This window comes from Halodesulfurarchaeum sp. HSR-GB, assembly GCF_031432215.1.
In the GTDB taxonomy this organism is placed as follows: domain Archaea; phylum Halobacteriota; class Halobacteria; order Halobacteriales; family Halobacteriaceae; genus Halodesulfurarchaeum.
Window position 1 is genome coordinate 124,287 of the sequence record NZ_JAVKGN010000001.1, and the last position, 13,459, is coordinate 137,745.

Sequence of the window (13,459 nt, forward strand, 5' to 3'; positions counted from 1 at the left end):
GTCACGCCGTATTTCCCCGTGACGGTGGGTCCTGGCACTCGACATTGCGCTCCCGCGCTGCCTTCGAAGGATATCGCAGTCATCGACCCACCGAACGGGCTTCGAAAGCGATGGGCCGGTCTCCGCTTTGTCTCGTACAAACACGTATCGATCACTCCGAGGGGAGTCTGGATCGACTCGAACGAGTCGCCAGCTGATCAGGTCCGGCCAGCAGTATCGTCCACCACAGTTGGGTCCACGAGAATGATAAAACTGCCCTCCCGCCTGAGTACACCTTCGACGGCCCCACTCTTGACCTGGGTCTCGATGTTTTCGCTGGCGTAGGTGATGACGCGATCGACACCGTCGACGACCCAGCCGACGTTCGAGTCGGCCTGATCAAGAATCAGGATGCGATCGCCCCCGTCGTGGGTACCCGCGACGTCGAAGTAGGTCCGGGGGTTGAAGATGGTCGTCGTTTCGCCCCGAAGGTCCATCACGCCCTCGAAGTGCGGGGCGGAGTTTGGAAGCTGTGTCAGCTCGCCACGTTCGACGATTTCATCGACATGTCCGATGTCGATGCAGTATTCGGTCTCGCCCAGCCGAAAGACCACACCTTCACCGTCCTCGATTGCCGTCTGGTCGTCAGTCGTGGCGGCCATTCACTTCCCCTGGTTGAGCCGCTCGACGGCGTTTTTGATGTCCTCGACTTTGGCCGTCTGCTCTTCGTTTGCCGCTGCGATGTTCTGGATCTCGGCGGAGACATCTTCGGCCTGGGCCCGGGACTCGTCGATCATCGCGGCGACCTCTTCGGTACTAGCGGCCTGGTCGTCGGTCGCGTCAGCGACCTCGTCCACCCCGTCGGCGGCCTCCTGAACCGCATCAACGATTTCAGCGAGGTTCTGCATCGTATCGTCGACCATCTCGATCCCGTCCTCGATCTGCTCGTTGGTCTCGTCGAGGCTCTCGACCGTGTCCCGAGTGTCCGCCTGAATCGCCTCGATAACGTCCTCGATGGTCTCGGCGTGTTCCTGGGCCTCCTCGGCCAGGTTCTTGACCTCGTTTGCAACGACCGCGAAGCCGTCGCCCTCCTCACCAGCCCGTGCGGCCTCGATGTTGGCATTGAGCGCGAGCAGGTTGGTCTGGTCCGCGACATCGTTGATCAAATCCACGATCTCGTCGATCTCGTCCATGCGACCCTGCAGGTCATCGACGTCCGCGGAGACATCTGCGGACGCCTCGTCGATGTCCTCCATCGTATCGATGGCTTTCTCGGCCGTATCGTACCCGTGTTCGGCGAGATCTCGAGCCTGCCCCGTGGTCGCGGCGACCTCCTCGGCGCTGGAGGCTACCTCCTCGATCGTCGCGCTCACGTTCGAGACCTCCCCGGAGACCTCGTCCATGCTGTCGGCCAGCGTCTCCGCGGTACTGGTGATCGCTTCCGAACTCTCCGCCACCCCCTGTGAGGCCTCCTGCAGTTCAGCAACCGAGGCGTTGACGTCCCGCTGGGCTTCCTTGATATCCGAGATGTCCTTGAAGGACTCGCTGATTCCGACTTTGTTGCCGTGTTCGTCGTAGATCGGTTCGGAAACGAGGAGGGTCTTTTTCGTCTCGCCGTTGGCGAGGTCCTTCTCGATTTCGACCTCGATGTGGTCCTTGCCCTGCCCCAGAAGCTGTTTTTTCGTGCAGTCCTCGGTGCCACAGACCGAACTGTTGGCCTGATTCATACACTTGACCTGGCCGGCCTCGTCTGGGTCGACGCCAGTCCACTCGGTCATCACCCGGTTCTGTTTGACCACATTGAACTCGTCGTCGATAATCCGCTGGGCGCTCCCGGAGGTGTCGTACAGCTGGTCCGGATCCTGCTCCACAGCGATCAGCGCGCTGGGTTTCTGCGTTTCCTGTGCTGCGTCGGCCGATTCAGGGGGATCCCGTCCCACCGTACCGCCATCGCTGCGGGTCCGCGTTGCAGGCTCGGCCTGGGTGGTCGGTGAATGATTGCTGCCCGACCCGGTGGACCGGTCGTTCGGAGACATCAGCAAATACTACCGGTTCCACCCCAATCAGCCATGAGGCTGCCTGACCAACCGACCGGCAGTCACGACAGGTTCGGTATGCAACCCCTAATTATCAGGCGCTGAAACGAGGAGTTCTTCGAGTAACGTTCGAAGCGACGAACGGATGTGTTTGTGAACCGCCGAGTCCGAGATATCGAAGCTCTCGCCCAGCTCCTGCCCCGTGATCGTTCGTGGACTGGCGAAATACCCGCCGTAATACGCCGCCGTGAGAATCTCGAGCTGACGGTCGGTGAGGACGTTTTCGAGGTGCCGACCTGCAGGATCGTGGGTTACATCGGTCTCACGACGCGCCAGCAGTTCGATGTCCGGATAGGTCTGTTGGAGCCACTCGATCAGCGGGCGTGCCGGTCGGTCACCCGAGAGTGAAACGACGATCACGCTCCGATCCGGCTCCGTGATCGCGGAGACAAGGCGGCCACCGTGCTTCCGGACCCCCGTCGCCAGCATCGGCCCTTCGATCTCCAGAACCAGCTGTTCGTGGGCCGGGCCGCCGAACCAGGCTGCATCCGTGATGGCCGTGACTTCGAGGGCCTCCTCGGGCAACCCGTCGGACCCGGAATCGACGCTAACGAGGATTCGCGCTCCCGTATTGGTCGTCTCGAGCACAGTATCGAACTGGAGCAGCACCCCCGTTCGTGCTGCCAGGGCCGTCACAGGGTCCGTCGAGTCCCCGATAGAGAACTCGAGTTCGACTCCCCTGGTCCCGACGTCCGAGGAGCGGGCGTTCTGGATCGCGTAGACGGTGGTCAGAAGTGATCCCACGTCCGAAATGAGTTCTCGACAATCCGATCCGAATCCCTCCGGTTCGGCGGTATAAACAGTCAGGACCCCATAGAGGACCTCGTCGGTCAAAAGCGGCTCGGCCAGTACCGAACCGTAACCCAGTGAGAGCGCCTCTTTGGCCCAACTGCCGGAGCCAACTTGCTCGGGGATCCGGTCGATGACGGTCTGGGATCGACGCCGACCAGCCAGCTGAGCGGGACTCGGATTAGTTCCATCGGTCGGGTCTATCGCGTCCAGATAGCCTGCGCCCATCCCGGCCCAGGCCGCCGGATCGAGTTCGCCGTCAGTCCTCACCGGGTGTCCGATCCACGCGAAATCCACCGTGTCGGTCGTGACGAGTTCGGAGACGACACGGTCCTCCATGTCACCCCGGGTCGACTCCGGGACGTCCTGGAGGATCGATTGTGTCGCTTCCAGCAGGCCACGAACCTTCTCGACGTGGGTCTGCTGCCCGGTGAGATCGTCCGCCAGGGCGTCCCGCTCCGCCTCGCGTCGGATGCGTGTTAGCACCGCGTCAGCGGTCGAGACACAGAGTTCGATCATCTCGATGTCGACCGGTTCGAGTGTGGTACTTCGCGCGAGAAGCACTCCAAAGTCACCGATCGGCACGCCGACGGCCTTCGTCTCGTCCGTCTCAGCCCACTCGAGGTGTCGTGTTTCGCCGGTTCGGAAGATCTCCCAGACAGGCCCCTCGCCCGGCGAGACAGATCGGCGCTGCCGGGAGACCCGGCCGGCACGTGCCGTCGCTTCCAGCCGACCCGAGACATCGTCGAACGCGAAGATCGAAACTTCGAGCAACGAGAGGGAGGCGAGCGTGCTCTCCACGACGTGATCGAAAACCTCGGTCTCGGAGTTCGCTGACAGACAGCGCTGGGAACTGCGATAGAGATCCCGAAAGAGCCGTTCGCGTTTCTCGAGACGGCGTTCCCGGGACTCACGCTCACTGATATCGATCGTGGACACGCGAACCCGTTCGTAGGCATCGTCCCCCGAAGTGACCGACCAGTGGAGGATGATCGAGACCGGTTCGCCGTCGAGACGCCGGTCGGTCTTCTCGGTCCGAAAGCTCCGCTCGCCCGCCGCGATGGCCCCGGCGACCTCCCGGAACGGCGCCATCGACTCGGGGCCGAAAATCTCAGCGAGGCCCTGCTCGAAGTCCGCCACTGACTCGGCCCCGTACATCTCGAGAACGGTCTCGTTTACCGAAACGACCTCGACGGATCGGGCCAGGGCAGCCGTTTTTTCGGGGTGGGACTCCAGATATGCCCCGATGTCCTCGACCCCCTGGGCCTGAAGCTGTTCCACCGCCCGTCGAACGGCCGAGAAGTCCTCGATCCAGCGTCCAACCGGGGACCGCTCGAATCGCTCCCGATTGTCCCGACGGGCCGCTTCGAGATCCCGCTCGGCACGGATCCGAGCGACCGCGTTCTGGAGGCGGGTTGCCAGTCGGGCGATGGGCTTTGGCCCCGTTTTGTACAGGTAATCAGTCACCCCAGCCGACAATGCCTCGCTGGCAACTTCCTCGTCGGCTCGGTCAGTAAAGATGACGAACGGAAGGTCGGGCTGTTCCGCCCTGACCTGGCGAAAGAACTCGAGGGCCTCCGTCTCGGGCATCCGGTCGCCCGAGACGACGGCGTCGACCCGAGTAGCTTCGAGAACCGATAGCGCGGCCTGGGCCCCCGTGGCCGTCGTTACCTCGACGGCAGCCGCCTCATCGGTGAGCCCGGCCGCCACGGTAGTCACGAACTCTGTCTCACCATCGACCACGAGAACGTGGACCGGACCGTCCCGACTTGCACTCCACTGGCCGCGAGATGGGTCCTCCTCCATTTCAATCTCGTCTGCAATAGAGACCACGTGGTATAAACCCCAATCGGACCCCTCGCTTCGGTCCGAGAGTTCGGAGAAACGGCCTGCGCTTCGTCCCGGGGAGAATATCTGCCAGGTTCGACTCACCAACCGGGTGTCCAGTTGGGGCCGCCCGAAGCCACGGTTTGGCTGCGTCGGTGCCCACACTCGGAACCAACGGCTCCCGGGAAACACGAGGGTTCTTATCACGGCCCGACATACAGGATACTGATAGAGTGATAGACGACAGTGGCGAGGAGGGGGACCGAGCCACGAATCGCAAGCCGAGCGGGACCGATTTGGCGTCGATTCCGCTCCCCTACCAGATACTTTCAAAAACCGGCACCATCCAGCAGGTGAACCGTGCCTGGCTGGATAGACTGGGGTACGAGCGCGAGGCGGTGCTCGGTCGGCCGTTCGTGGAGTTTCTGACCTCGGAGTCGGTCGATACGTTTCGGGACACCGCCTCGACGTTCGCCGATCGGAACCGGGTCTCAGACGTGGAGTTGACGCTCAGACACGCGGGCGGGAAGGGACTCACCGTCAGATTCGAGGGGCAAGCCAAATTCGAAAATGGCGACCACACCAGCACGCACTGCCAGTTTCACGAGATCGAAGCCGAACGCGAGCGGCGACTCCAAAACCACCAATCGAAAATCGAGGTGCTCCACGAGGTGGCAATGGACATGCAGGCCGCAGCTTCCGAGGCGGAGGTCTTTCGGGCGCTGGTCGAGGCGGCCGAGGATATCCTCCAATTCGACATCGCGATCGCCGACGTTGCCGAGGACGGATACCTGCTCACCCAGGCCGTCTCGTCTGACGTGCCGGTCGACGCCTACTTCGACCGGGTCCCGATCGACGACGAGTCGAAACTCGGGACACGGACCTACCGGTCCGGCGAGTCCTCGTTGGTCCGGGACCTCGATCGCAGCGACGCGACAGAGGTCGAAAACGAGTTCCGCTCGGCACTGACCGTCCCGATCGGCGAGTACGGCGTCTTTCAGGCCGTCGACAGGGATCCCGGCGCCTTCGACGAGACCGACCTGGACCTGGCCGAACTCCTTGTTTCACACGTCCGAAACGCACTCGCACGTCTGGAGCACGTCGAGACGCTCCGCCACCGGACTGCCTCCCTGAGCCGCGAACGAAACCGCCTGGCCGCAGTCTTCGAGGCCATCCCCGAACCGGTCGCACACGTCGAGTACGAGGCGGAGACCCCCACCGTCGTCGCCGTCAACTCGGCGTTCGAACGGACCTTCGGCTACGAGTCGGCCGCGATCGAGGGGCGCTCGCTCAACGAGTTGATCGTTCCACCAGACCACCGAGAATCCGCCCGGAAAATCGACGGGACCGCCGCGACGGAGCGAACGGTCGAACGGGAGGTGGTCCGACGAACCACGGAGGGGGACCGGACGTTCAGACTCCGTTCGTCGCTGCTGGATGCCGGCGTGCGCACGGAGGCGCTGGCCATCTACGTCGACCTCACGGACCAGAAAGAGCGCGAACAGAAGCTAAAGCGGGAGAACGAACGGCTCGAACGGTTCGCCAGCATCGTCTCCCACGATCTCAGGTCCCCGCTCACGGTGGCCAGCGGACGACTCGATCTGGCGGCCGAAACGTGTGCGAGCGACCACCTCGCGGCCGTCGACGAGGCGATCGATCGGATGGATGCCATCATCGACGACGTGCTCACGCTCACCCGCGAGGGACGGACAGTCGAACCCGAAGAACGGGAAGCGATCGAGCTAGCCGAACTGGTTCCGATGTGCTGGGAGACCGTCGACGCCCCTGCTGCCAGCCTCGCCGTGAAGACGACGGCCACCGTCGCGGCCGACCGGGGTCGGCTCCGACGGGCCCTCGAGAACCTCTTCTGGAACGCAGTCGAACACGCCGGCGACGGGGTTACCGTGACCGTCGGGGACCTCGAAGACGGCTTTTACGTCGAAGACGACGGGCCCGGAATTCCCGAAGAGGACCGGGAGACGGTCTTCGAGTCCGGTTATACGACCTCCCGAGATGGGACGGGCCTGGGGCTGGATATCGTCGCCGACATCGTGGAAGCCCACGGCTGGACCGTCGAACTCGGGACGGGAACGAACGGCGGGGCCCGGTTCGAGATCCGGACCGGCGACTAACTACTGGAAACTCTGGTAAAGAAGGACCGTCACCGCGAAAGCAGCAAAGAGGTCCGGCAGGAAGGCAAACGGCCCCAGTTCGGGGCCGCCGCGGAACCCGAAGAGAACGTGGATCGCCGGGTTGGAGGCCATCGCGTAGAGCAACAATGCGACTGCAAAGAGGAGCAAACTTCCCGTGAACCGGTTGGGCAGGTCGCGATAGACCACGAGGTACGACCACGTCAGTGCCAGCAGAAGGATGACGTTGTACGTCGAGAGGAACATCCGGATGTCCGTCTCCACACCCATGTCCTGGGGCGGGCGCATCATCCCGGGACCCATCATCCCGCCGACGTGCTGTGGTTCGACCAGGAGAGCAACGAGAGCACTGATGATGACAGCCCCGACAACGATGAGGCCGACACGGCCGCGAAGCCCATTTGGGCCGGCCCGCTCAGACATCGACATCACCCAGGTCGGCCTGTTCGGCGATCGTATCGAGGACATCCATGTTCGATTCCATCCGCTCGGTCAGGAAGTACACGTCACCGTACCCGTCCCCCACCGGTTCGAGAACGTCGTTCTCGGTCAACAGATCGAGGTGGTGGCGGATAGTCTTGTAGTCCAGGTCGAGTTCGGCGGCGAGTTGATTCGCGTTCATCGGTTCACGCTCCAGAGTTCTGATGATTCGAAACCGGTTGCTGCCACCGCGGGCTCCACCGATCAACCACCAGAGTACCTTCCGCATCGAGTCACGTCTCGGATTCGGGTAAGACGGCTAAATAACTGCCCTTCTCTACGGCGCACGTTTAAATTCGATCTCAGGCCAGACAGTGGCCGTTACCGTAGCCACCCTGGTTCCCGAAACTACCGTGGCCACCGAATCCGGATCCGTCCTGCGCGGCGTCAGTCCCGAATCCGTGCCCCTGGCCATACTGGCCGTCACCCTGGAAGCCGTCCGCAGCCGGGCCAAGCGTAGCGTCCTCGACGCCGTAGTCCGTCAACATCGTCCGTACGGTGTCACGGATTTCGGTGGGCGAGGCGTCGTTCTCGATCATCGACTGCACCTCGCTCTGGATCGTCGCCACCTGCTCGTCAGTCAGGTCAAAGCGCTCCTGGAACAATTCCAGACGCTCGTCGCCGGTGACCCAGGGACTGTTCGAGCCATCCTGGGCCTGCTCAACTGTCACAGTCGCATCGGGCGATTCGACGGGCGTTTGATCGGCGGTGCCTGCAGCGAAGCCACCGGCGCCAGCCGCGGCAAAGCCCGTGAACGCCACGAGGGCCACGAGTGCCACGCCCAGCAGTTTGGTTGTCGTCTTCATTGTGTTTCGACCACGAATCATCCAAGGTGCAGGTAGTTCATATACGTATTCCGAACTATCTCCTGAGTCCGACCCACCTCTCACCCAAATTCATCCCCAGACCAGCCCAAAAACACCCAACAATGGCGTTGATTTGGCCGCAACGATTGCGTCGGCGCGGCGAACCATCCGGGGTGTTTGACGGCCGCAAGCGTTAAACTATCTGAATAATTAGGTATGGATTGGGTGAGACGTGTGCTCGACCAGCACTGGCAGATCGGGCTCCTGCTCGTCATCGGGGTGCTCCATCTGCTGGTGTATCTCCAGTTCCGTCGGCTGTCCCGGGAGACATCCACGGAGACTGCGGAGCCAACGAGTGAACGACGGGCCGAGGGACAGGAAACCGTGGTCTGTCCCGAGTGCGGGGCCGCGAACGAGCCGGGCTTCCGGTACTGCCGTGTTTGCGCCACCGAATTGCCAAAAACGGGTGAGAACGGGCGTGAAAAGGGCCATCCGTTCGGCATGGAGCGGTAACCGGGACCGAGATCCCGATCGAATCCTAACACAACCGCGTTTTTTCGCGTCGGCTACCCGGATTCGTCGTCCAGACGTTCGGTTACTTCAGATTCGACCTGGTCCTTGACTTCGTCGCTGACCTGCTGTTCGACTGCCGATTCGAGGTGGGTCTCGACCTCGTCAGCCACCCGATCCTCGACGGCCTCGACACGATCTTCCACCTCCTTTTCCACCCGGTCGTCCATTTCGGATTCGACCTGTTCTTCAATTTCCGACTCCACCTGGGCTTCGACCTCGCTTTCGACCTGTTGCTCGGCCTCTCGGGAGACCGCCTCCTCGATGATACGCTCGTAAATCGACATCTTCTCCCAGATACGCAGGAGGTAGCCGACCACCAGGCCGGCCTCGAAGGCAGCCACGCGCGGGTCGAACCGGAAGATCAGAAAGCCGATGCCGACGATGAATAGTGCGCCATAGGCCAGTTCGATGTAAAATTGTGTCTGTCGGCCACGAAGTCGACTCCCCACGGACATCGATCCGAAATTGTGTATCCGCGGCCAAAAGTGTGACTCGAACGAGCGACAAGCGACGGCTGCAGTGGTCCCGTTGCAGGTAGAAGGCGGCCCGGTCGAGGACCCACTCTCGGTGCCCCCACGATGTTCGTGTGCGTGGATTTTTATAGGCCGGCCGGCCAATCCCGCAACTATGATCGCAGGGAGGGGTCGCTCATGCGCATTTTGATCGTCGGGGCCGGGGAAGTCGGCTCCTCGATCGCGGCCAACCTCGCGAGTACACACGAGGTCGTGGTCGTCGAGCAGGATCCCGTGCTCGTCGAGGAGTTGAACTACTCGCTGGACGTGTTGGCCGTCCAGGGGGACGGGACGGATCTCGAAGTCCTCCGGGACGCGGACATCGATCGCGCCGACATGGTGATCGCGGCGACGGACAGCGACGAGACGAACATCGTCATCAGTGGAACGGCCAAGACGGTGACGGACACGTTCACGATTGCCAGGGTCAAGCGCCGCCAACTGCTCACGACCTGGGAGCAATCACACGGGGCCTTCGGGGTCGACTTCATGGTGTGTTCGGACCTCGTGACCGCGGAGGCGATCTATCGGATTTCGGCGGTGCCACATGCCCACGACGTCGACGAGTTCTCGAACGGGCTGGTCCAGATGGTCGAGCTCAAGGTCGATGCAGGGAGCCCGGTCGTGGGCAAATCAGTCCGTGAAGCCGACCAGTACGATTCGATGACCTTCGCGGCGATCTTCCGCGACGGGGAGTTGATCGTGGTGACCGGCAAGACGACGATTCAGGCGGGGGACAGCATCGTGGTCATCGGCAGTCCGTCGTCGGTTCGATCGTTCGCCAACGAGAGTGCGACCGAGGTCGACGAGGAGATCGAGGACGTGGTGGTCATCGGCGGCAGCAAAACCGGCCATCAGACGGCCCGGGTCTTCGAGGAGCACGGCTATCGGCCACGCCTGATCGAGAAGGACCAGGATCGGGCCCGGTACCTCGCCGAGGAGTTGAAACAGACGACGGTCCTGGAGAGTGATGCCACGGACGTCGAGTTCCTCGCCAGAGAGCACGTCGGGGAGGCCGACGTGGTGGTCGTCTGTCTGGAGAGCGACGAAAAGAACCTCCTCGTCTCCTTGCTGGCCCGAAAACTGGGGGCCAAGCGGACCGTCGCCATCGTCGAGACCGCGGACTACGCGGATCTCTTCGAGGCGGTGGGAGTCAATATCGCCGTCGACCCGCGGATGGAGACCGCCGAGGAGATCGTTCGGTTCACCTGGGAGGGACAGACCGAGAAGGTCGCGATGCTCCAGCACGACCGGGCCGAGGTCCTGGAAGTCGAACTCGACGAAACGAGTCCGGTCATCGGCCGGCGGTTGGTCGAGGTGGTGGGGGACCTCCCGGATGGGGTCGTGATCGGCGCGATCTCCCGTGATGGGACGCTGGTGGCGCCGCGGGGCGAGACAATCTTCCAGACCGGCGACCACGTCGTCGTCTTCGTCGACGCCAAGGTGCTAAACGACGTCGTGCCACAGTTCTAATGGCGGCGGATCGATTCGGACCTTTCTTTAGCGACCGGGAATCACTCCCGGTCATGAACGGGCCGAGGGGGTCGCCGTGAGCTTCACCATCCAGTGGCGGGCGAGTCTCGCCAGCCTCGGCACCATGGTGAAGTTCCTCTCGATCTCGATGCTGGTGCCGATCTTCGTGGGTGTGGTTTATGGGGAGGACATCTGGGTGTTTCTCGTCTCGATGGCGCTGACCGCCGCCGCCGGCTTCGCCCTCGAACGGCTCGATCCCGAACCGGACCTCGGGCCACGGGAGGCCCTGTTGTTGGTCTCGCTGGCCTGGACCACCGCGTCGATCTTCGGTGCGGTTCCGTTTCTCCTCGCGGGGATCGGCACCGAGTCGACGATCGGCCTCTCGCTCTCGTCTCCGGGTGCGGCCTTCAGTTCGGTCGTCAACGCGCTGTTCGAATCGACGAGCGGATTCACCACCACTGGCGCGACCGTGCTCGGAGAGATTAGTCTGGAGCGTCACTCCCATGCGGTACTGATCTGGCGACAGCTCATCCAGTGGCTCGGCGGCATGGGAATCATCGTGTTGATGATCGCCATCCTGCCGGAACTCGCGGTCAACGGGGCCCAGTTGATGCAGTCGGAAGCACCGGGCCCGGACCTCCAGAAGCTCACCCCACGGATCGCCGAGACGGCCCGCGCACTCTGGATCCTCTACTTCGGGTTCACCGTCGTCCTCGTCGCCCTGCTTTTCGGCCTCCATCTGGCCGGGTACGCGCCGAACATGAACCTCTTCAACGCCGTCGCCCACGGGTTCACCACGCTCCCGACCGGCGGATTCTCCCCGCAAGCCGACAGCATCGCCGCGTTCTCGGCGGCCGTCCAGTGGGCCATCATTCCCTTCATGGTCGTGGCCGGGACCAACTTCGCCCTGTTCTGGCACGTGCTGAAAGGGGAGGCCGAACAGCTGTACCGGAACTCGGAGTTCCGGGCCTACACGGGGATGATCGCGGTAGTCACTGCGATCCTGGCCGTCGTGTTGTTCCGTGGGGCCGCCCCCGTGCTCGAAATCGGCGGGGCGACCGAGGGCCTCACGGAGCCCTCACTTCGACACGCCGCGTTCCAGATCGGCTCGCTTTTGAACTCGACTGGCTACGCGAACGCGAACTTCGCGGAGTGGAGTTCGGCCGGCCAGATGATCCTCTTCTTCGCGATGTTCATCGGGGGCTCAGCCGGCTCGACCGGCGGTGGGGTCAAGGTGGTTCGCTGGCTCGTCGTGCTCAAGACCATCCGCCGGGAGCTTTACACGACGGGCCACCCCGAGGTCATCGAGCCGGTTCGACTGGCCGGGAACGTCGTCGACGAGGACGCGATCCGCGGCATCATGACCTTCACTATCCTCTATCTGGTGCTGTTTGCGGTCGCGGCGGTCTTCTTCAGTCTGGACACCGCTCGAATCGGCATCGACCTGACCGTTCTCGAAGCGCTCAGCGCCTCGCTCGCGACACTCGGGAACATCGGGCCGGGATTCGGTCGACTCGGACCCTTCGGGAGTTACCTCTTCTTCCCGGATACCTCGAAGCTCCTCATGACCGGGCTGATGTGGCTGGGCCGGCTCGAAATCGTCCCGGTGCTCGCGATCTTCGTGACCGGACTCCGCGACCGGTGATCAGACCGCCGCGGCCCAGAGCCGAACGTCCTCGGAACACTCGAAGCCGTCGAGGAGAAGTGTCTCGATCACCTGGGCGACCCGCTCGTCGTCGCCCGGAACCTCGATTCGCAGGTTCGTTCCCGCCTCCGTGTCATGCTGGTCGGTAATTCGCACGCCGCCGATCCCGTCGATTGCGGCCCGAATCGAGTCCAGTTCCGCGTCGGTGCAGTCAAGGTTGAGCGTCTGCTCCTGGTCGCGGTACTGGACCCACGGCGGAGGGCCAGCACTCGAATCCTCGGATTCTGGGTCGGTCTCAAGCGTGAGAAAGGTACTGTCCCGCGCGCGGTGGGCACGGATCGCCGCGACGACCAGGTCGGTTCGCTCGGCCGGCGAGGTGGCGTCGAATCTGCTCATACGAGTACTGAGCGGGGCGGGCGGAAAAGCGCCGGGTTCGGGCTCAACCGGTTCGACAAGCCCTTAAACTGACCGTGGGAAATGCAGTTATGTCCGATCCACGCGTGCTGATTTTGGGCGCACCGGGTGCCGGCAAAGGGACACAGGCCGATCGACTCACGGCGGCCTTCGACCTCGAGCACATCACGACCGGTGACGCCCTCCGGGCGAACAAGGACATGGAGACCGAGTATGGCACCCCGCGGGAGTTCATGGACGCCGGGGAGCTCGTTCCGGATCCGGTGGTCAACGAGATCGTCGAGGCCGCGATCGACGAGGCCGACGGCTTCGTGCTCGACGGCTACCCCCGGAACGAGTCACAGGTCGAGTACCTGGAGGACATTACCGAACTGGACGTGGTCCTCTACCTCGACGTCGCCGAATCCGAACTCATCGACCGGCTGACGGGCCGACGAGTGTGTTCGGAGTGTGGCCGATCCTACCACGTGAAGTACGATCCGCCCACAGAGGAAGGGGTCTGTGATGAGTGTGGCGGCGAACTCTACCAGCGGGACGACGACACCGAGGAGACAGCCCGCGAGCGGATCCGGGTCTACGAGGAGAACACCGCAGCCGTCGTCGAGCACTTCCGGGAGACCGGGGACCTGGTCGAAATCGACGGCGAGCAGGACCCAGAGGGCGTCTTCGAGGACATCGAGGCGGCCGTCGAGGCCCACACGGACGCGGAGTAAAA

General features: G+C 63.1%; 13 protein-coding genes. 5 read left to right on the plus strand and 8 right to left on the minus strand.

Annotation, left to right across the window (positions count from 1 at the left end; all coding sequences use genetic code 11):
* Positions 1-197: 197 nt before the first annotated feature.
* The 3 genes from RH831_RS00730 to RH831_RS00740 all read right to left on the minus strand — a co-directional run bounded on the left by RH831_RS00730 (position 198) and on the right by RH831_RS00740 (position 4,697).
* Entirely contained in the window at positions 198-641 is a 444-nt protein-coding gene (locus RH831_RS00730; RefSeq protein ID WP_310552383.1) for a chemotaxis protein CheW, read from the minus strand.
* On the minus strand, positions 642-2,015 hold the full coding sequence (locus RH831_RS00735) for a methyl-accepting chemotaxis protein (protein WP_310552384.1): 1,374 nt from the start codon (positions 2,013-2,015) through the stop codon (positions 642-644).
* Between the two features lie 87 nt (positions 2,016-2,102).
* Complete coding sequence (locus tag RH831_RS00740; protein WP_310552385.1) at positions 2,103-4,697, minus strand: bacterio-opsin activator domain-containing protein; 2,595 nt, start codon at positions 4,695-4,697, stop codon at positions 2,103-2,105.
* A 227-nt stretch (positions 4,698-4,924) separates the two neighbouring features.
* On the opposite strand from RH831_RS00740, the gene RH831_RS00745 reads away from it, so the two are divergent.
* Positions 4,925-6,823, plus strand: a complete 1,899-nt coding sequence (locus RH831_RS00745; protein ID WP_310552386.1) for a PAS domain S-box protein — start codon at positions 4,925-4,927, stop codon at positions 6,821-6,823.
* On the opposite strand, the gene RH831_RS00750 is transcribed toward RH831_RS00745, so the two are convergent.
* The 3 genes from RH831_RS00750 to RH831_RS00760 all read right to left on the minus strand — a co-directional run bounded on the left by RH831_RS00750 (position 6,824) and on the right by RH831_RS00760 (position 8,127).
* Positions 6,824-7,264 carry a hypothetical protein gene (locus RH831_RS00750; protein WP_310552387.1) on the minus strand — a complete coding sequence of 147 codons (441 nt, stop codon included), beginning with the start codon at positions 7,262-7,264 and terminating at the stop codon, positions 6,824-6,826.
* On the minus strand, positions 7,257-7,550 hold the full coding sequence (locus RH831_RS00755) for a winged helix-turn-helix domain-containing protein (RefSeq protein WP_310552388.1): 294 nt from the start codon (positions 7,548-7,550) through the stop codon (positions 7,257-7,259). Before RH831_RS00755 ends, RH831_RS00750 begins: the two co-directional genes overlap by 8 nt.
* A 73-nt stretch (positions 7,551-7,623) precedes the next feature.
* Positions 7,624-8,127, minus strand: a complete 504-nt coding sequence (locus RH831_RS00760) for a hypothetical protein (protein WP_310552389.1) — start codon at positions 8,125-8,127, stop codon at positions 7,624-7,626.
* Positions 8,128-8,343: 216 nt separating this feature from the next.
* On the opposite strand from RH831_RS00760, the gene RH831_RS00765 reads away from it, so the two are divergent.
* Complete coding sequence (locus RH831_RS00765; protein ID WP_310552390.1) at positions 8,344-8,640, plus strand: zinc ribbon domain-containing protein; 297 nt, start codon at positions 8,344-8,346, stop codon at positions 8,638-8,640.
* Positions 8,641-8,693: 53 nt separating this feature from the next.
* On the opposite strand, the gene RH831_RS00770 is transcribed toward RH831_RS00765, so the two are convergent.
* On the minus strand, positions 8,694-9,155 hold the full coding sequence (locus tag RH831_RS00770) for a hypothetical protein (protein ID WP_310552391.1): 462 nt from the start codon (positions 9,153-9,155) through the stop codon (positions 8,694-8,696).
* 195 nt (positions 9,156-9,350) lie between these two features.
* Between RH831_RS00770 and trkA the strand changes: the two genes are divergently transcribed.
* Both trkA and RH831_RS00780 read left to right on the plus strand, forming a co-directional pair.
* Positions 9,351-10,685 (plus strand): Trk system potassium transporter TrkA, encoded by a 1,335-nt coding sequence (trkA, locus tag RH831_RS00775; RefSeq protein ID WP_310552392.1) that lies wholly within the window; start codon positions 9,351-9,353, stop codon positions 10,683-10,685.
* Positions 10,686-10,809: 124 nt separating this feature from the next.
* Positions 10,810-12,330: a TrkH family potassium uptake protein gene (locus RH831_RS00780; protein WP_396275452.1), complete on the plus strand. Its 1,521-nt coding sequence runs from the start codon at positions 10,810-10,812 to the stop codon at positions 12,328-12,330.
* Here RH831_RS00780 and RH831_RS00785 read toward each other — a convergent pair whose 3' ends face one another.
* Positions 12,331-12,726 (minus strand): hypothetical protein, encoded by a 396-nt coding sequence (locus tag RH831_RS00785; protein ID WP_310552394.1) that lies wholly within the window; start codon positions 12,724-12,726, stop codon positions 12,331-12,333.
* 89 nt (positions 12,727-12,815) lie between these two features.
* On the opposite strand from RH831_RS00785, the gene RH831_RS00790 reads away from it, so the two are divergent.
* The gene (locus RH831_RS00790) at positions 12,816-13,457 is read left to right on the plus strand and encodes an adenylate kinase (protein WP_310552395.1); all 642 of its coding nucleotides are present in this window, start codon (positions 12,816-12,818) and stop codon (positions 13,455-13,457) included.
* Positions 13,458-13,459 lie beyond the last annotated feature (2 nt).